Annotated in this window: 15 protein-coding genes and 3 pseudogenes; 4 read left to right on the forward strand and 14 right to left on the reverse strand. The window is 60.8% G+C overall.

What is annotated here, in order from left to right; genetic code table 11:
- Window positions 1–195: 195 nt before the first annotated feature.
- Window positions 196–1,586: pseudogene (locus BMW72_RS16505) on the forward strand (integrase core domain-containing protein).
- Between the two features lie 116 nt (window positions 1,587–1,702).
- Here BMW72_RS16505 and BMW72_RS16510 read toward each other — a convergent pair.
- From BMW72_RS16510 to BMW72_RS16545, 8 genes and pseudogenes are all read right to left on the reverse strand, one after another.
- Window positions 1,703–1,948 (reverse strand): annotated as a pseudogene (locus BMW72_RS16510) (IS110 family transposase); the annotation flags it as partial.
- A 285-nt stretch (window positions 1,949–2,233) separates the two neighbouring features.
- The gene (locus BMW72_RS19730) at window positions 2,234–2,935 is read right to left on the reverse strand and encodes a glycosyltransferase (RefSeq protein ID WP_241983862.1); all 702 of its coding nucleotides are present in this window, start codon (window positions 2,933–2,935) and stop codon (window positions 2,234–2,236) included.
- A pseudogene (locus tag BMW72_RS19735) lies at window positions 2,936–3,454 on the reverse strand (glycosyltransferase); the annotation flags it as partial.
- Window positions 3,451–5,463, reverse strand: coding sequence for an NAD-dependent epimerase/dehydratase family protein (locus BMW72_RS16520; RefSeq protein WP_092112517.1), 2,013 nt, complete (start codon window positions 5,461–5,463; stop codon window positions 3,451–3,453). The pseudogene BMW72_RS19735 and the gene BMW72_RS16520, both read right to left, overlap by 4 nt.
- 150 nt (window positions 5,464–5,613) lie before the next feature.
- Complete coding sequence (locus tag BMW72_RS16525) at window positions 5,614–7,449, reverse strand: polysaccharide biosynthesis protein (protein WP_241983861.1); 1,836 nt, start codon at window positions 7,447–7,449, stop codon at window positions 5,614–5,616.
- A 1,131-nt stretch (window positions 7,450–8,580) separates the two neighbouring features.
- Window positions 8,581–8,895: a hypothetical protein gene (locus BMW72_RS16535; protein WP_134450341.1), complete on the reverse strand. Its 315-nt coding sequence runs from the start codon at window positions 8,893–8,895 to the stop codon at window positions 8,581–8,583.
- 623 nt (window positions 8,896–9,518) lie between these two features.
- Complete coding sequence (locus tag BMW72_RS16540) at window positions 9,519–10,082, reverse strand: helix-turn-helix domain-containing protein (protein WP_174843166.1); 564 nt, start codon at window positions 10,080–10,082, stop codon at window positions 9,519–9,521.
- A gap of 492 nt (window positions 10,083–10,574) precedes the next feature.
- Window positions 10,575–10,832 carry a Txe/YoeB family addiction module toxin gene (locus BMW72_RS16545; protein ID WP_092112523.1) on the reverse strand — a complete coding sequence of 86 codons (258 nt, stop codon included), beginning with the start codon at window positions 10,830–10,832 and terminating at the stop codon, window positions 10,575–10,577.
- A gap of 202 nt (window positions 10,833–11,034) precedes the next feature.
- On the opposite strand from BMW72_RS16545, the gene BMW72_RS16550 reads away from it, so the two are divergent.
- The 3 genes from BMW72_RS16550 (at window position 11,035) to BMW72_RS16555 (ending at window position 12,747) form a co-directional block, all read left to right on the forward strand.
- Window positions 11,035–11,640, forward strand: a complete 606-nt coding sequence (locus BMW72_RS16550; protein WP_092112525.1) for a hypothetical protein — start codon at window positions 11,035–11,037, stop codon at window positions 11,638–11,640.
- A 127-nt stretch (window positions 11,641–11,767) separates the two neighbouring features.
- On the forward strand, window positions 11,768–11,938 hold the full coding sequence (locus BMW72_RS18870) for a hypothetical protein (protein ID WP_166787704.1): 171 nt from the start codon (window positions 11,768–11,770) through the stop codon (window positions 11,936–11,938).
- Between the two features lie 224 nt (window positions 11,939–12,162).
- Window positions 12,163–12,747, forward strand: a complete 585-nt coding sequence (locus tag BMW72_RS16555; RefSeq protein WP_134450340.1) for a DUF4230 domain-containing protein — start codon at window positions 12,163–12,165, stop codon at window positions 12,745–12,747.
- A 299-nt stretch (window positions 12,748–13,046) separates the two neighbouring features.
- Here the strand turns inward: BMW72_RS16555 and BMW72_RS16560 are convergent, their stop codons facing one another.
- The 6 genes from BMW72_RS16560 to BMW72_RS16585 all read right to left on the reverse strand — a co-directional run bounded on the left by BMW72_RS16560 (window position 13,047) and on the right by BMW72_RS16585 (window position 18,777).
- Window positions 13,047–13,571, reverse strand: a complete 525-nt coding sequence (locus BMW72_RS16560) for a hypothetical protein (protein ID WP_092112529.1) — start codon at window positions 13,569–13,571, stop codon at window positions 13,047–13,049.
- 93 nt (window positions 13,572–13,664) lie between these two features.
- Entirely contained in the window at window positions 13,665–14,654 is a 990-nt protein-coding gene (locus tag BMW72_RS16565; protein WP_166787703.1) for an acyltransferase family protein, read from the reverse strand.
- A 128-nt stretch (window positions 14,655–14,782) separates the two neighbouring features.
- Complete coding sequence (locus BMW72_RS16570; protein WP_092112533.1) at window positions 14,783–15,565, reverse strand: nucleoside/nucleotide kinase family protein; 783 nt, start codon at window positions 15,563–15,565, stop codon at window positions 14,783–14,785.
- 178 nt (window positions 15,566–15,743) lie between these two features.
- Window positions 15,744–16,769, reverse strand: a complete 1,026-nt coding sequence (locus BMW72_RS16575) for an ATP-dependent 6-phosphofructokinase (protein ID WP_092112534.1) — start codon at window positions 16,767–16,769, stop codon at window positions 15,744–15,746.
- A gap of 73 nt (window positions 16,770–16,842) precedes the next feature.
- A complete protein-coding gene (locus BMW72_RS16580) occupies window positions 16,843–17,205 on the reverse strand; it encodes a cupin domain-containing protein (RefSeq protein WP_092112536.1) in 363 nt (120 codons plus the stop codon).
- An 84-nt stretch (window positions 17,206–17,289) separates the two neighbouring features.
- The gene (locus BMW72_RS16585; protein WP_092112538.1) at window positions 17,290–18,777 is read right to left on the reverse strand and encodes a glyceraldehyde-3-phosphate dehydrogenase; all 1,488 of its coding nucleotides are present in this window, start codon (window positions 18,775–18,777) and stop codon (window positions 17,290–17,292) included.
- Between the last annotated feature and the right edge of the window lie 72 nt (window positions 18,778–18,849).

Here is an 18,849-nt window from a genome sequence, read left to right on the forward strand (position 1 = left end):
TGATGGTAGCGCACGTCCAGACACTTGGTGTGTAACCTCGTGACATCGTGGACAGTGGATCTCAGAACTTCGTGGACGCTGGGTCTCATGGCTTCGTGTGTCCTGTCTCACCGCATCGTGGACACACGATCTCATGACATCGTGGACGCCGTGTCTCACAGCATCGGAGACACTTGCGCCGATGATAGTTAGGGAATGACGAATTCTCTTTCACCCCAGACTCGTGCCGCGATCATGAATTACGACCCGACCCAGCCTCACGCGCTGTCGATTATCGCGTTCTGTCGCTCTCTGAAGATCTCTCGGAGCGTGTTCTATAAGATCCGCGGACGAGCTGTCCACGAGGCTGCTGCTGCGCTGCACCCACGCTCCCGCGCCCCAAACGTCCCGGCCCGGCGTTATGGGCAGGGCGTCGTGAATGAGGTGGTGAAGATCCGCAAACAGCTCAAGACTGATGGCTGGGATTAGGCTCCTCGCTCGATCTACTACGAAGCGGCCATGGACAGCGGGTTCCCCGGACAGAAGGTCCCGTCGGTGGCGACGATCGCACGTATTCTGGCCAGCGTCGGGCAGATGGACGCGTCACCGAGGAAGCGACCGAAGTCGTCCTACATCCCGTTCGTGCGCGCGACGGCGATGTCGCTGTGGCAACTGGACGCGTTCGAGTACCGGCTGGCGAACGGGCAGACCGTCACTGTCTATCAACTGCTCGACGACGCAAGCCGATACGACGTGGACACCGACGCGTATTCGCGTCATGAGAACAGTGCTGATGCCAAGGACGTGCTCGAACGGGCAATCGCCGCATGCGGGGCACCCCGGGAAGTGTTATCGGATAACTCGCTGGCGTTCAACCAGCTGCGCGCAGGCACGATCGGCTCCGTGGAGATCTTTCTGGCATCGAAAGGCACCATGCCGATCAGCGGGCTGCCGGGCAAACCCACCACACAGGGCAAGAACGAGCGCTCCCACCAAACGTTGATCCGTTTCCTCGACGCCGACCGGCCGGCCACTCTCAAGCATCTCCGTGTCCGGATCCAGCGTTTCCGGAGCACTACAACAACCGCCGACCGCATCAAGCCCTCGAACAAGCTACGCCGCGGGCGGCGTGGGACTTGCTCGAGCACACGCCAGCGACCGAGCCGATCCCGCTGTCGGTGCTGGAGGCGAAAGCCTCGGAGTACCGGCGGGCTCGCTCGCGACGACAGTCAGACCTTCACCGGGCGCCGTTGACGATCTCCAAGACCGGGCAGGTCATGCCCGACGACGACGCGCGGCCGCAAACCGCGGATCAGTCACTCGTGGAGGTCACCAAAGCGAACCGGCAGGTCTACTTTCAGGGTTACCAGATCTCCCTGCCTACGACGTACGCTGACCGCTCGTTCTACCGGACGATCACCGACGACGCGTTCTTCCTAACCGATCCCGTCACCGCTGAGATCGTGTTCTCTTTCCCGCTGCCGATGGTCGCGCTGAACGTCCGAGGCCGATACGTTGCCTCTTACTCCATCCAGGGCGTTGGCGTGACCCACCCGACGAAACCCTGGGAACGCAAGAACGCGGAATATCAGACACAGTTCGCCTAGCGCCAGACTGATCTCCCCGCAGTGCTCGGTGAGCCAGAGCGGTAGCTGTGCACGAAGCCATGAGACCCAGCGTCCACGAAGTTCTGAGATCCACTGTCCACGATGTCACGAGGTTACACACCAAGTCGCCGGACTAACGCTACCATCAAGCCCTGCTCGCCAGTGGCTGGCTGATCGACGATAACGAGCACCGTGCCGGACTGTTTCAGCTTCTGCAGCACCGCCCGCATCTTGCCTTCGTCGTTGGGTAATCCTTTGTCGAAGAGGACCTTACCGGCTCGGTTCAGGGCGAAGGCGTGGTGCTCACCTTTGTCAACGTCAACACCGACAAAAACGTCGACGCTATCATAGTTCTCGATCATGACTGCTCCCATCCACTTGTTTTCGTGGCCTGGTCTACGGCGTCAAGTCTCGGCATCCACGTTACGAACGACCTCGGCTTTGGGCCTAGTCGAGCCCCTGTCAGCGATCACCCAACGCCAATCGAGTCCGGTGACAACACCCCCCGGATCATCAACGACTGGGGGCAACAATCATGCCGGACTCGACCGGCCAACACCCGTCCAGTGCACACCTTTTGGGCCTACGAAGAAAGTAACGGGGTGAAGCTCATAATCTGTTGATCCAGGACTCGCTGCCCAAGACAGCTATACCCCAGCGGCGCTCTTGGCGGCAGTTGCCGGAAAGGGACGTCGTCCGCGGTTGGCGTGGCGTGAACGAAGAAAATCCCGTAGGAGACCTTGAACCCGGGGCGTGTTGAATCTTACCGACACCATGTCGAAGGCATTCTCGGTAAGCGCATCCCTACGAGCGTGGCTTAAAATGAGAGTCTCAAGCGCCGATGCTAACTCTTCATCGGATCCCCTTGCAACTACGAGCCCCGTTACACCATCTTCTATTACGTCCACGATACCCGTGGCATCAGTGCCCACGACCGCCGTGCGGCTCGCCATCGCTTCGAGAATAACTCCTGGTAGACCTTCACGAAGACTAGGGAGACAGAAAACGTCCATGAGCTGGTAGAAGGGGGCCGGATCTTCACGATATCCTGTTGCGATTACCGCCTGATGGGTTCCTTCAAGCTCAGCTATGGCGGCCGTTCCTGATTTGCCATCGATGGGCCCAATAATCAATAGCTGAACAGTAACTCCGCGGGAATACAGGAGGCGCATGGCACCAGCCAACTGGGTAAGGCCCTTGTCCTTGGTAATTCTCCCGACAAATCCGACTGTCGGAATAGTTGGATCCAATTTGATCGTGTTCGCCAGCGATCGTTTTTGATCCAAGTTTAGAACTGAAGTGCGATATTTTTCGATATCAATCCCGTTGCAACTCCCAGCACCCAACACGAGTATATTGTTTTCTCGTATGTCGGCAGACCGAATCGCGAGCTGTCTCAAACTCGCACTTACGGCGAGGGTCTCATGTGCCATTCGTGAAGTTACCCTTTCGATCAGGCGGAGAAGGGAACGCTTTATTCCAACAGAAGTCTCGAGCCGGAGTCCGTGAAGAAGATAGATTCGGCGCTTTACCCGAAATAGTTGCGCGGCAAAGTTCCCTAGGAGGGCGGCCTTCGGTGTTCCAATTAAAGTCGTATCCGGACGTAACAATTGTATTAGCCGTACCCACTTAATGAGAGACATAACGTCGCTCATGGGCCTCGGCTCTCGCGCCATAGGAATGATATGTGCAGTGACACCGGGGACTAGGCGAAGCTCCTCTATTCGTTGCCCAGGTCCCGACACGACATGCACGTCCCAGCCGTCCGCAACGAGTAGCGCCGGCAGCCCAGAGTGGTATTGCAATTGATAGTCGATCGTTACGCCCAGGAGTATTTTTGGACTATCGGCTACCAATATGCGCTTCACGAGGCTTCCGATGAGGCTCTACTAAATACATCTCGGACATATGAGTTTTTTTCGAGCCCGGCTGAACGCGCCCAGTCTGCGCGCTGTTGCTGCCCCATCCACATTAACTCGATTCTTCGTACAGAACCGTTCAAAGGTGTCACTACTTTTCCAATCGCAAAGCCTACGGAGATAATTTGTCGACAGAATGCGGTTGGCAGTTGAACGGGTTCCCGCCCTCCCGCCAACTTCAACGCTGAGGCCGTCGTCATTCCTTCCCAAGGCTGAAGCAGAATAGTTGGGACAGACTGACTGAACGCTCCTACTATCGACACGAACTCTACGAGACCCCGTAGAGAACTAACAACTGTTGGACGATCGCCGGGACGGGCGACTGAGGCGAATGGCGAACGTGCGAGCCGAGCGAGTTGCCTTGTTGTATGCCTCCCGTGGCCCTGAACTGAGGTAGCACGAACAATCACTACTTCAGGGAATTCGCGACTCGCAGACGACTGTATTAAAGCAAGCAGTGCAGCTTCCCCGAGGGCCTTCGAACGTGAGTATGGCGAGAATGGCTCCGTCGACGCCGACTCGTCCAATATCTCTCTGCGACCTTGCACTGCGGCTGAGCTCAGATGAACTACTCGCGCTACACCAGCACGTTGGGCGGCGGTCACGATCAATACGGGAAGCAATGAATTCGCACCGAAGAGAGCATTCTCAGCCGGAGAATTGGGCGAGGCTAGACCTGCCGCATTCACGACAACATCGATCCCCTCAAGTTGATCACAGATCAACGCGATGGCGGCATTGTTGGATGCTCGCTGTTCGATGACACTCTCGGCTGTCGTTGAAGAGTTCAGCTCAACACGAGGGGCGACGATTTTGACAACAGAATATCCACGAACGTGAAGCTCAGTCGCGAGAGCGCTACCGATGAACCCACTAGCTCCGATGACTGCCCACTTCTTCGCTATGTGACCTTCGACATGTGCCGGGAGATCCGAAATCGGGACCGGCGCCTCGTGAACCAGACTTTGTTCTTTGCGGTTCTTACCGCCCCGAAACGATGGGGAAACAAGGTATACGGACGCAATGACCAAAATCATTGCCACAGCGAAGAGTGACGTCGTCAACGACTTAGACATACCGATCACGCCGAAGGCCGACGTCGCAATCGTCGCAACGGCAACCAGGACCGACACCTGAATATGTGATAACCCGCGATCGGTTAGGCGCTGATAGACGTGGCTGCGGTGCGCTTCGTACCAGCGTTTACCGCTGGCCACCCGACGGATTAGGGTTACGCCAGAATCGGCCAGGTAGATTGCTAAGGGGCCGAGAACGGCCAAAAGTGGCACATCGTGGGAAATCGCAGCCCCGGCGATGATCGCAATTCCACCCCCGAGCAAGTAACTGCCGACGTCGCCGAGGAACATCCCGCTGCGAGACAAGTTCCAGGGAAGGAATCCTAGAAACGCGGTCGCAAGCATCAAACCGGCCGGGATCATCCAGCTCTGCTCTACCATCGCGCCGACTACTGCGTACGTAACACCAACAATCACTCCGTGAAAGCTCGAGATGCCGTTTATACCGTCCATGAAATTGGCAACATTTATGTACCCGGCGACACCGATCGTTAATATCGGGAGCAGCCACCAGGACGACGCTGACATCGCACAAATTGCTCCGCCAGCTGCGAGACCGATCACGAGCTGCGCTCCCGCACGCGCGGCGACCGGCAAACCTCTCGAATCTTCGACCCATCCAAGCATCCCCGACGCCATAGACACCCCGACGATGGTCAGAAGGAGCCGCGTGTCGTCGCCACTATGACCAGCGAGAAGGAAAACCGAATACCCCAGTGCGATCGCGATCAGGGGCGAGAGACCCGCACCCCGGACAACCGAACGGGCATGAGATGACCTCTCGTTGGGCACATCAATGATACCCATCCGCGCCAGCAGGGGTCTGAGCAATACAGGAGTAACGAGGCTTATTGCCAGAGTGGCGCACAACACGAGCGACATCAGCACCTCGAGACGCCACTTTTCGGTACGGACTCGGCGTCACGGCCATCGTAGTCAGTGGTCGACGGTAAATTCCAACCTGATCGCATCCCCGCCGTAATGACATGTTTTCCGATTTCGCCAACCTCGGGTGAAAGCATGAAGATGCGTTTATTCATGGCTGACGCTCTCTCGTTGTAGGTGAGCGGGAGCGGCGCGTGCGTAATCGCGATGCCAGACTTGCTCGTCGAGGCGGGTTGGAGCAATGGGTGCCACCTTGGTGTGCGAGATCTTGGGGTGGAGCGGCCGTTCGTCGCTCTCGCCCAGACCGACGAGTTCTTCGTGCAGCTTCTCACCTGGGCGCAGGCCGGTGTAGACGATCTCGATGCTCTTGCCGGACTGGGCGATCATGCGCTGGGCGATGTCGAGAATGCGCACCGGCTCCCCCATGTCGAGAATGAGCACTTCGCCGGGGCTGCCGATGCCCCCGGCCTGCACGACGAGCTGGCAGGCTTCGGGGATGGTCATGAAGAACCGGGTGACGTCGGGGTGGGTGATGGTGAGCGGCCCGCCGGCCTCGATGAGCGCGGTGAAGGTGGGCAGCATCGAGCCGCGGCTGCCAATGACGTTGCCGAAGCGCACCGAGATGTAATCATGCCCGGTTTGTTGCGCGGCATAGGCGGTGAGCTGTTCCCCGGCCCGTTTGGAGTGGCCGAGCACGCTCGTGGGGTTGGCCGCCTTGTCGGTAGAGATATTGACGAACGTTTCCACTCCCACACTCTGGGCCGCGTCGAGCACGTTGCGGGTACCGATCACGTTGGTCTTCCAAGCTTCGTCGGGGTATTGCTCGAGCATGGGGAGGTGTTTGAGCGCGGCGGCGTGAAAGACGACGTCGGGGCGGCGTTCGGTGAAGATCTGCGTAAGCGCGTCGAGGTCGCGAATATCGGCGAGCACCACGTCTTTGGTGTCGAGCAGTCCGTGCCCGAGGATGGAGATTTGCGTGGTCTGCAGGCCGGTCTCGTCACGATCGAGCATGATGAGTTCGCTGGGCCCGAACTTGTGAATCTGGCGGCAGAGCTCAGAGCCGATTGACCCGCCGGCACCGGTGACCATCACACGTTTACCGGCGATGTAGCCGGCGATGGAGGCCATTTCGGTGTCGACCGGCTGGCGGCCGATGAGGTCTTCGATGGAGAGGTCGCGCAGGTCGTTGAGGCGCACCTTGCCCTGAAGGACCTCGTCGAGGGTGGGGAACACTTTGACGCGCAGGCCGGCGGCATCCGCTTTGTCGGAGATGTCGCGGAGTAGTGCAGCGTTGACCCGGGCGATAGCCACGATGAGCACGGTGGCGTGGGTGGATTTGGCGACTCGTGCGAGGTCGGCACCGGTGCCAAGCACGCGTACTCCGTGCAGCCAGACGTTGCCGTTATCGGGATTGTCGTCGATAATGCCGACTGCCCGGAAGGAGGACTGGGCATCGGTTTTCATGCGACGCACGATGGAATTTCCGAGGTAGCCGGCACCGTAGATGAGCGTGTTGCTGGCATCCTGGGCCGGGGTGATGGACCCCTCGACGAGCAGGCGCTTGTAGTAGCGCACACCGCCCATGTAGATGAAGGCCATGGGCAGGGCGATGATGACGGTGCTTCGGGGGATGTCAACGATGCCGCCGAAGACGATGACGGGGACGCCGAGAACAAGTGCAACAAGCAGCACCGACCAGAGCAGGGAACGCACCTCGGCGAAGCTGCCGTAGGGGTGGCGCCCGCGGTAGAGGTGATACAGCGACCCGATGATCAGTTGCAGAACGATGGCGGCGGCGCAGAGCGCCAGTAGTGGGCGCCAGCTGATGAGTTCTACGTGGAACTCGTAGCGGAAGGCCTGCGCGAGGACGAGGGCAAGCGCCCAGGACGCGGCGTCGAAGCCGAATTGGGCGCCGAAACGCACGAGGGGTGCGGATTTGTGCAGGTCTTTGAGCGCACTCGTGGCGACCTCGTTTACTGACACGTTTTACTCCCCCAGAGTAACGATCGCTGCGCCCGGGGGCTCGTGATCTTCGTAGGAGATGAGTCTATCTGGTGTGGGAAAGTGGGTGTTAGGGGGGTAGACGCGGCGTCTGGTTCGTAGGTCTCGTGTTTCGTTGCACCCCGTTGATGGGGAGGATCCCGGGTCCGCCGTAAAGTTTGCGTACTCTAAGCTGCTTTCGTGCTAGACCTAACAAAAGTTGACGACCTAAAACGGATTCGAGTGACTTCGGGCCAATTCATTCGACCAACCTGGGACGACTCGACCGATTGTCTGAGCAACCGCTATCCCACCGGGCATACAATCCACCCGTTTGTTGCAGGCCAGACATTCATCGCGCTGGATGGGTGCTCGGGGGGCGCTTGTAACGCCGGCCATCTCCTGCCTGCTCAAGTCGAGTGGCGTGCGACGTCAAGGAAGTGCAAATGCGGCTCTTCTGAGTCGCGAACGAACGTTGGCGTTATCGCGAGCGATGCGGGCTTAGTTCGCGATTCAGGCATGCTCTTTGAGCGAGACTGGTGGCATGCGACGTTTAGTCCGCCGACTGAGTTGTTTGCAGCACGCGCCACTTTCGCGTTACACGTGGGCACGGAGTTTGCGGCTGAGATTCGCGCACGCGCCTTGTTTGACGACTCGCGAGTTACAGCTGAAGAGGTAGAAGTTTTTACGTACCGATTGCGTCTTCAGCGTGGAACACCCGTGGCCAATGACATCTTCATAGACAGCCCGTTAGACGACCCCGAGCATCGGCTAGCGATCCTCGCAGCTGGCCATGGTGTCGCGAGGTATCTCAACCGGCGAGAGGATGTCGGGTCCATTTCTCTTGTCGGGGATGTCGGCAACTTCACCCGGGTCGGAGAATCGCGGCAGCTTGTGTTGAACCCGTACTCCGAAAAAGCTACCCTTCGGCGGAGGGCGCCCGCGGCATCTGCTTAGAGGATGTTGAAGGGTGTCCACTCACCGCGCAGCCACACTTCCAGCTCGTGAGCGGCGAGCGAGGTCGCTCACTCCTGCCGGCCGAGCTCGCAGCCGGTCAGCCACTCGTTGACGTGGCTGAGATTACGACAGAAACCCCGCCACCTCGTGAGAGGGGCGGGGCTTCTGAGGTGAGCGCTAAGCGAATTCGCGGATGCGGGCGCTAGGCCGCCAGACGGTTTCGTCGGCGGGAGACTGAAGGCCGCTCTCGCTAAGCGCTTTGTTGATCGCATCTGAACAGACGCCGATTACGAGACTCTGAGCTTCCATCCCTTCGGGAACGGAAACGCCGAGCAGCAGTGAAGGGCTGCCGTTGCGCTCATTGACCGCTGCGTCGATGCTGACAATGGCGAAGTTCTTGGAGAGCGAAAGGTAGATGTCATCCACCTTTTCTTCTAGTTCAGTTACGTCTGTTGGAATCGCGATTGCAAATTCAAGTCCAAATGTTGACATTTTCTAACCCTCCGTTTCTAATTGTTTTCCCGAGGCTACTAGTGCAAGCGGTGTGTGGTCACGGTAGAAGTCGAGTTTGTGTCCGTTCAACGGGTGCATTAAATCAATCGTGATCTGCCTCGGACGATGCTCCTCGGGCCAATATCGAATGCCGCGACCGTTGATAAGTTTTCGCGGCTGCCACCCTCCCGCTTCGAGCTCGCACAGAAGTGTAACGATGCTCGGGTGAGGTTCTCTTCCTTGGGGAAGAAGCGCCCTGAACTGTTCGCTACTCATTTGACGAATATGACATGTACGCCTCAAGCCCCGTTCGTGCCCATTTCGGGAAGCGCTGTCGCGGGGACAAGGCGATTTGTGGCCTTCCGAGGCGTAGAGCATCGACCCTGTCATCGTTGAGTTTGAGTTCGCAGGGTAGGTAATGGGCAGCTTCGCTCGACCAGCGGTTCGGGGAACGATGTACTGGCGGGCGGCATCCGCGTGCGTCGAGTGGCGGACTGGAAAGGAAGATTGAACAGTCCGCCCAGTTTGTTGTGTTTAGTCGCCGGTCTCGAGACGCCGGCGAACGGCGTGCCGGCTCCTCGACCAGCGGGGCGGCCACGAGGCGCTGCTCGTCGCGCGCGCTGTTAGGGCTGACGCAGAATAAATGCGGCCATGCCCGGCACTGTGAAGGCAACGACGCCGTGCTCCGGTGCGTAGATCAGTCCCTTAGATATCAGATTGGCACGACTTGGACCGAGACTTGCCGGCGAACGGCGCATCCGCGCAGCGATTTCTCCAGACGAACTCCCGGTATCGCCATCGTCGGCCATAGCGCGCATATAGTTTTGCTCACTGCGAGTGGCGCGGTCCCAGCGTGCACGAAAGAAGCCACTGTCGAGGGACGCCTTTCCCTTCGCCGCACCCACGCGGGCATCGGTGTAAGTGATTGCAGGCCCCGTTGATGCGTTCCATGTATCCTGACCAAATTGCTGAAGAAAATAGGGATACCCGCCACTTTCTTCAACGAGCAACGCCACCGCTGATTCTTGCCACGCGACGCCTTCGCCGGCTGCAGGCTTGGTCAACGCGTCAGCGGCGATGGTGCCGCTCAAGGCCTCGATTTTCTCGTAGTTGAAGCGTTCGGCGTACGATTTCGCCTCAGCTAGTACGCGGGGAAGACTGGGGAGCCCTGCCAGCGCAAAGAGCACCCTCCAGTCATTTTGAGCGGCCGTGTGCGCTATCGCACAGACAGCGACTAACTCGGCAGCAGACAGGTCCTGGGCCTCGTCGATGAGGATGGCGAGTCCGGTCTCTTCCTCCTCGGCCGCCGCGACAAGGTCTTGGACGAGTTTGCGCAGATCGGTCTCAAAGACCCCCGTATCGGCACCACCGCCGGAAACGCCAGACAGGTCGACGCCAAACTGCCACGTACCATTCGAATCGTAGGACGCTTTAAAGCTGACGCCTCATGTCTAGTGAAATCTAGCTGACTCTACTTAAAAACTAGAGTTACTTAGATTTTACTAGATATCTTGATTTGGGGTGCTCGTTGTGGAATGACGGCGTCTCAAGTGACCGGCGGCGGCATCCGCTTGTATTGAACTGCGGATGGCTTGACCGGCTCGAACGCTCCTCGCCCAGAGTGACAGATGAATCACGTTTGACGGGTACAGCACGGGTGCAAATTGCCGGCGCTGGTGTCAGTAGTGGAGGCGGCACTGCCAGACGATGAGCTGGGCGTCGTCGAAGGAGTAGACAAGATGGTGCTCCTGGGTATTGCGCCGCGACCAGGGCGCGCCATCGTGATACTTGAGTTGCTCGGGTTTTCCGATGCCCGACATGGGGTCTCGACGCGCGGCGGTGATGAGCGTGTTGACGCGTTTCAGTGTGGCGCGGTCAGTTTGAACCCAGTATTGGTAGTCATCCCAGCCGTCGTTGGTGAACGCGAGGGCGAGCACTACAGCGTCTCGGTGTCATCCACCAGGTCGTGCGGGGTGGCCAACAGTTTGCGTTGGTCGTATTGCGGTTTCGGCGAGTTCGACCAATGGGATGCCGTTCGTCGTCAGCTCGCGTAGTTGTTTGCCAAGATCAGTTTTGGGGGCCAGACGCGGCGGTGAGCATGCGATACGTTGACTCTCAAAACGACGAAGGGCGGATCGTGTGAATTCGGAACTTCGCTCTGTTCAAAGTTGCGAGCCACTGACCTATGACTTCAGCACCGACTACGCGTGGAACCCCTCGCTATCTCGGTTCGCTCGGACGTACCTGCCGTATCGGGACTTTTCGCGACCACACGAGATTGAGTTCTACCTCGATGATTTGGACCGGCGCTTCGAGAAATATCTGTCGCGCGAGCACGCGGCCGGCCGGCGTCCAGCATTCACCCGGTCGATTCCTTCCTTTGCCAGCCAGTACTACCGGGCGAATTTAGTTTGGCAACGGCTGGAGAGTTATTCCACCCGGCCCGAGCTGTACAACGTGGAACTGAACCAGGTCAGCGTCGTTGAGATTGCAGACGATGATCCCCTTCCCGTGCTATTCCCCAGCGGTATGGATAAGCCCGCACCCGTGCCGGGGTCGCGATATGTCGTGTCCACGGTTTTGGACTTCGGCGAGACGCTTCCGCCGCTGTTCAAATCATCGACGAAGCCGCTTGCGAAAGCACGCCAGTACGATTTCAAACTGTCTGTTTTGGGGCGAGTCGGCCAATATTGGCATCTCGTGCCAGATCGTCAACAGCGACGCGGCGCGGCGTTTCGACAGTGAAGCGGGTGACAACCTCGACAGCTCAGGTGCATTTCTTCCTGTGCTGGATCCACGAGAGTTCAGTTATGAGCGATTCATGGGCACGTCTGCCAACCTTGGACCCTTGTTAGTGGAGGGAATCGGGCCGATGCCAAAACTCGTGCAGGAATTTCTCCGGGTGCGAGGCTCTGCCGACCTACGCACGATCAACCTCGATCTAGTGCTCAACTTTGCGAACATGCACATCGACGACAGCCGATTCATCCGGTTTCTGAACGGTGTCGCGCACTTCGACGATTGGATTCACGGGGCGCTGTAGGCCGGCTGAACAGGGATGAAGCGGCCGACGCGGAGTGTCGGACCCGCCGGGCGGCGGCATCCGTCATCGGCCCGTGCCTGCATACCTATATTGTTCGAGTAGGTGTTTGACGCGGCGATTTGTTGTGGCCATTCCACACCACGGATTTTTCGACGTCGAACGAAACTGGACACTGAATCGTCATGATCTTTTTCAAAGCACGGGTTCTGCTCTGGCCTCTCTTGTTGCTCGCCGTGCTGGTTGTCGCGGGAATGGGGGCCTCTTTTGCATTCGGTGGACTGAACGCTCTCGCTCTCACCTCGATGTTCAGCAGCAGCTCGACCGAACGCGATTCGCAGGTGGTTCAGTCCGTGACGCGCGTGCAGGAAGTTGCCTTGCTCAGCCTGCACATCGAAGGTGTCTCGAAGCACGAAGGTAACGGGGAGATTTTCGGCGTGGCCGTGCCCGCCAGCGAGAAGACGACGCTGATCCAGTACGCCTTCGACGCAAAATTGGGCATCGATGGGTCACAGGTGAAGATCGAATCCACCGGCTCAACATCGTTTCGCGTGACCATCCCTGAATTCATCGGCATGGGCTTTGACGATCCCGTGTTCGCAGACCCGCTCGAGAGCAACAACGCGCTGAGCTGGCTGACACCGGCGGCCGTTCAAACTCGCATGATCAACAACATTCTCAGCGAGGAGAACAAGCAGGAATACATCACGCTGAACGAGGCCGCGTTGCAGGCGCAGGCCGAGGCGTTCTACTCGGGGATCATCGAGAGCATCGACCCTGAGGTCAGTATTGCGTTTGAGTTCGCGAAGTAGATGACTGCTCGCCGAGTCCCAAGATCGTGAGGCCAGAGACGGTCATGCGGCGCTAGTTCGCGCCGACGCGGTCGAGAACTTCGCGATGTCTTGCACGCCATCGTGCTCGGCCGGAGCCCACCCGCACACGATGTGGCACGCCGCCATCACGGCTGCGCTCGACGCCGGCGCGACACTCCGCGACGCCCCAAATATTCGCCCGATACAGCGACCCACGAATGCGGAACCGGGGGCGATTCGTGGGCGCGTGCTGGTGGCGGGCGCGGCGGCATCCGCTTTCGTGTTGCGACTCGGGCGGCTCAGCTCGCGGGCGGGTCGTTTGGCGGGCGGACGGCGTGCAGGTGCGACGGGCGACCCCGCGGGCTGCGGGCGGGCGGCTGCACCTCGGGGATCGGCGGCACCAGCGTGAGCGGCGCAGGGATGACCTCGGGCTCAACAAGATCCTGCTCGCGCAGAATTCGCTTGATACCGGCCTCGGCCCGCTCCTTGTTGGCCTGCATGGACTTGGCGTGGATGAGCCAGACCAGCTCGTTGCACCGCGGGTCGGCGCACTCGAAGCGCAGAACGGGGCCCCAGCGCGTCATGCGGCGGGGCTGCAAGCAGCGGTAGCACTGCGGCCGGCCCATGATGATGAGCAGTTCGGGGTGCATCATCTCGGCCCAGGTGGGATGAAACCGTTTGGTGCAGAAATCATTGGCGCAGGCCCACTCAAAGCCGTAACCATGGGTGATCTCTTCGAGGGGCAGCTCGCACTCTTCGCAGGTGGGCGGGTCGCCCTTGCGTCGCTTGCGCTGTACTGGCTTGCCGAAATGAGCATCCGTCATGGGGTGAGGGTAGTGATACAAGGCGGGTTTGGGTAGGGGTTGCTTCGGGCGGGCTGACGTGATTTTGGCTTTTTCTGGCTTTGGAGCGACGGATCACCCTGCACCCGGTCGCCGGATTCGCGGCGCCGCGCCGGCCCCCGTGAAAACGCTGCCGAGCGGCGTTCGACTCACGAGATATGCGAGCGACCACGACACCAGCAGAACAATCACGAACTGAAGAACCGAGGGTAAGTCCCCGGCAATTATGCTCAGCGCCAAAATGACCGCACTGTGCGTGAACACAACCGCGAGCCCGATCGTTGCGGCGCCGGTGACGAACCGGGCGGCGCGCGGGGTGGTGGCGGCAAACATCCGTTCAAGCAGAAGCACGAGACCCGCAGAAATGGCACTGGCAACCATGACGCTGATCACGGGCGTGCCGAAGTCACCCTGCTTCATGTCTAACGGATGCGCGAGGCCGGTCACGACGAGGGCGGCTGAGCCGGCCAAAAGTGCAACGGCGACCCATTTTTTGAGCTTCGGGGCGATGCGGCGAAAAAGCATGCCAGCGAGAATAAAGATCATGGCCGGCACGGCGACGCCCAGCGAGAAGGGGACGGCGGTCAGCGCAGCGGGGGCGAGGTAGGCCACGGCCAGCCCGGCGTTGGCTATCGCCCAGGGCAGCCAGACGGGAAAGCGTTGCAGTGCGCGCAGCAGCAGGCAGGCACCGAAGAGCGCGGTGACGAACCAGAACGCGAAAAAGGGTGCGCCCATGTACGAGCCGCCGAGCAAGACGTTGCCCACGTGCAGAGTCTGCGCGTTTGCCCACAGGTAGGCGCCATAGACGGCGCCGATGAGCAGCAGCCACGCGCCGTAGGGCACGAGCAGGGTGCGTACCCGCTTGCCGAATTCGACGCCCAGCGACCGATCGTGGGCCCAGAGGTATCCGCTGAGAAAGAAGAACACGGGCACGTGCCAGGTGTACAGACCCATGCGGGCGAGGTCATTGCTTCTGTCCGACCAGACGTGCCCGGCGACGATGGCAACAATGCCGAGAACGCGCAGGCCATCGATGGCGGCCGAGCGTTTTCGGGTACTGCCCACGGGATGAAGCCTAGAACGCTCTGGCTCGGGCCGCTGAATATGTACGGTGTGCCGTGCTCGCACCTGCGCGGGTGTCGCGGCGTTGTGAGTGCGGGGCGTTCATAAGTGCGGGGCGGGCAGCCGCGCCGCTACTGGCCGGAGATGGTGCGGGTGGCCCGGGGCCGGGTGCCCTCGATGAGCACGGCGTTCTTGCCATCAACGGACTCGGCCCAGGCCTGGGCGGCCTCGGGGCTGCGGCCGTGGCGCTCGTGCCGGTCGACCAGGCGGCGCAGGCGCTCGTTCTCGCTGGTCTCGCAGAACCAGGATTCGGTGAGCAGCGTGGAAATCTGCGCCCACGGCTCGGAGTCGGCGAGCAGATAGTTGCCCTCGACCATCACCACCCGGGCGCTCGGCAGCACGGCGATCTCGGCGGCGATGCCCTCGTTAACGTTGCGGTTGAAGCTCGGCGCGTAGACGGTGTGGTCATCTTCGGTGAGCAGGCGGCGGAGCAGGGCAACGAACCCCCAGCCGTCGAAGGTGTCGATGGCTCCCTTGCGGTCGTGCCGGCCGAGGCGATCGAGGGTGGCGTTGGCCAGGTGAAAACCGTCCATGGGCAGGTGCACGGCGGTCTCGGTGCCGCCGAGCAGCTCGTTGATTTTGGCCGCCACGTTGATCGCGAGGGTGGTTTTACCCGCGCCGGGGCTGCCGGCGATTCCCACCAGGATGCGGCCCTGCTCAGGCATGAGATCGATGACGCGGTGGGCGAGCTTGGTGAGGTCTGCGGCTTCCGCAGACTGGGCTGACCGCGTTCGGTCGGCCGTGGGTTCTGGGTGGGTGAGTTGAGCGGATGCAGCGGGGCCGGGCGGGCGCACCGGGGCGGGTGGGGCATCCGCTTGCGTGGTTTGGGCAGCGGCGGGGTCATTGTTCGGCATGGGTCGACTCTAGGGCGCTGCCGAGGTAGCCGCGGTGCTTTTCGCCGATGTGCACGTAGCCGAGGCGGTCGCCCACCAGGTGCACCGGGACGCCGGTGTTTCGACACAAATCATGCGGCGTGTTGCATATTTACCGGCGATACGTGCGGGGCGGGCGGGGCATCCGCTCGCCCCACGGTCAGCCGAACAGAACCGCGGCCTCGTCGTAGCGGTTCTGCGGCACGGTTTTGAGCCGGCCGAGGGCTTGCTCGAAGCGCACCCGGGCTATCTCCGTACCCTTGAGCGCAACCATGGTGCCCCATGCCCCCTCGACCACCGAGTCGACGGCCGCCATGCCCAGCCGGGTGGCCAGCACTCGGTCGAAGGCGGACGGCACGCCGCCGCGCTGAATGTGACCGAGGATCGTGGCCCGGGTTTCGATGCCGGTGCGGGCTTCCAACTCGGGAGCCAGCAGGTCGGCGATCCCGCCAAGCCGGGGCCGGCCGTTAGTGTCGAGCCCCCGCTCGGAGTGGGCGGAGTCCAAGTGATCAGGCACGAAGCCTTCGGCCACCACGACCAGCGGCGCGCGGCCCCGGGCATTGGCGTCTCTGACCCACTGGGTGATCTGCTCGATGCTGGTCTTCTGCTCGGGAATGAGAATGGCGTGGGCGCCGGCAGCCATGCCGGCGTGCAGCGCAATCCAGCCCACATGACGGCCCATCACCTCGGCGATGATGCAGCGATGGTGTGATTCGCCGGTGGTGCGCAGCCGGTCTATCGCCTCGGTGGCAATCTGCACGGCGGTGTCGAAGCCGAAAGTGTAGTCCGTGGCGTCGAGGTCGTTGTCTACGGTCTTGGGCACGCCGACGATGTTCAACCCGGCGTCGGTGAGGCGCTTGGCCGCGGCCAGAGTTCCTTCACCGCCGATCGCGATGATCGCGTCAATGCCCAACCGCCGCATGTGCGCGCCAATGACCTCGGGGCCGCCGCCGTTGTCAAAGGGATTGGTGCGCGAGGTGCCGAGGATGGTGCCGCCCTGCTTGGCGATCCCGCGCACCAGGGTGCGGGGAATGTCGATGATGTCGCCTTCGACGACGCCGCGCCAGCCGTCGAGAAAACCCACGAATTCGTGACCGTGCACGGCGATACCTTTTAATACGGCACCGCGGATGACTGCGTTCAGCCCGGGGCAATCGCCACCGCTGGTGAGGATTCCAATTTTCATGTCTCGGCTCGAATCGTAGGGGACACGTCAGGCCCGGGGTGTGCCCGGGCCTGACGTGGCAGAGATCATGGGCTTAGGACGTGAAGATCACAAAGAACTTGCGGATTCGCTTCTGAATGTCCCACGTGCCTTGCCAGCCAATGGGGAAGACGGCAGCGGTTCCGGCCTCCAGGGTGATCGGTGCTCCGCCGTCCTCGGTGACCACCATGCGGCCTTCCAATACGTGGATGGCCTCCCCACGCTCGAGGAACTCCCACCGGGACAGGCCGGGCCCGGCTTCCCAGATGCCCGACATGATGCGCGAGTCGTCGCTGACGTACGGAACGGACATGCGCACCGAGATGTCGTCACCGAGCACCTCGGCATACGGCTGGCCGAGGATGGATTCGTCGAGTTCCCCCGCGAAGAGCGCGGTGGGCTGGAAGGTTATGCTCATTTCAAATTACCTTTCTGATGCGGCTCGCCGAAATGTTCGACGGGACGGGTGGTGGTGGCCGCGACTCGATGAGCCGCGGTTGAACTAGGCCAAGGCGGCCAGCACCGATATAGCTTCTTCGACGGCGTCGGACGAGGGGAACGACCGCCGTTTCACACCGGTCATTTTTTCCATGACGCGCACGACCTGGCAGCTGTAGCCGAACTCGTTGTCGTACCAGACGTAGAGCACCAGATGCGTCTCGTTGGCGATGGTGGCGAGGCCGTCGACGATGCCGGTGCGGCGTGACCCGACGAAATCGGTCGACACCACTTCGGGAGAGTCGGTGAAGTCGATCTGCTTGCGCAGATCTGAGTGGAGCGACATCTCACGCAGGTAGTTGTTGATCTCATCCTTGGTGGTGGGGTTCTGCAGGGTGAGGTTGAGAATGGCCAGGGACACGTCGGGGGTGGGCACCCGAATGGAACTTCCGGTGAGCTTGCCCAGCAGTTCCGGAAGCGCCTTGGTCACGGCCTTGGCGGCGCCCGTCTCGGTGATGACCATGTTCAAGGCGGCGGAACGGCCGCGGCGGTCACCCTTGTGAAAGTTGTCGATTAGGTTCTGGTCATTGGTGAAGGAGTGCACAGTCTCCACGTGGCCGTGCACGACGCCGAACTTGTTGTTGATTGCTTGCAGCACCGGCGTGATGGCGTTGGTGGTGCACGACGCCGCCGAGACGATCTGGTCGGAGTCGTCGATGGTGCCGTGGTTGATGCCGTACACGATATTCTTCAGGTTTCCCTCCCCCGGAGCGGTCAGCAGAACGCGGGAAACACCCTTGCTCTGCAGGTGCTGCGACAGGCCTTCGGCGTCACGCCAGCGGCCGGTGTTGTCCACGACGAGAGCGTTGTGGATGCCGTAGGCGGTGTAGTCGATCGTGGCGGGGTCGTTGGAGTAGATGACCTGAATCTGCACACCGTTGGCGGTGATGGTGTTGGCGGCCTCGTCGATGCGAATGGTGCCGTCGAAGGCACCGTGCACCGAGTCGCGGCGCAGCAGGCTGGCGCGCTTGGACAGGTCGTTGTCGGAGGAGCGCCGCACCACGATGGCGCGCAGGCGCAAGCCCTGGCCGCCGCCGACCTTCTCGACCAGCAGTCGGGCCAGAAGCCGACCGATGCGGCCGAAGCCGTAGAGAACGACGTCGGTGCAGGCGCGGTCATGGGTGCCGCGCCTGCCCACGAGCTCGGCGAGCTCGGTGCGCAGAAATTCGTCCAGCGTGGTGCGGTCGCCCTTTTCCCTGAACTTTTGGCTCAGCAGGGCAATGTCGATCGCCGCCGAACCGAGCTTCAGCCGCGCCAGCGCGTTCAGCAGCAGAGTGGTCTGCTCGAGGTGCAGCTCGTGCGCACTGACTCGGCGCGCGAAACGGTGGGCCTTGAGGATGTCGATGGCCGACATACCGATCAGGCTACGGCCGTGGATGCTGGTCACCACGTTGCTCTCGCGGTACAGCCGACCGATCACGGGAATCATCGCCTCGGCGAGAGACTCCCTGACCATCCACGCATCAAGACAAGAATCTGAAGTTTGTAACATCGGACTGCCTTTCCAATACAGGGTCGGGTTGTTGCGTGCTGTCCTCCGGGAGGCCTGACACCTATCGTGGTG

Source organism: Cryobacterium luteum (genome assembly GCF_900110125.1).
Taxonomy (GTDB): domain Bacteria; phylum Actinomycetota; class Actinomycetes; order Actinomycetales; family Microbacteriaceae; genus Cryobacterium; species Cryobacterium luteum.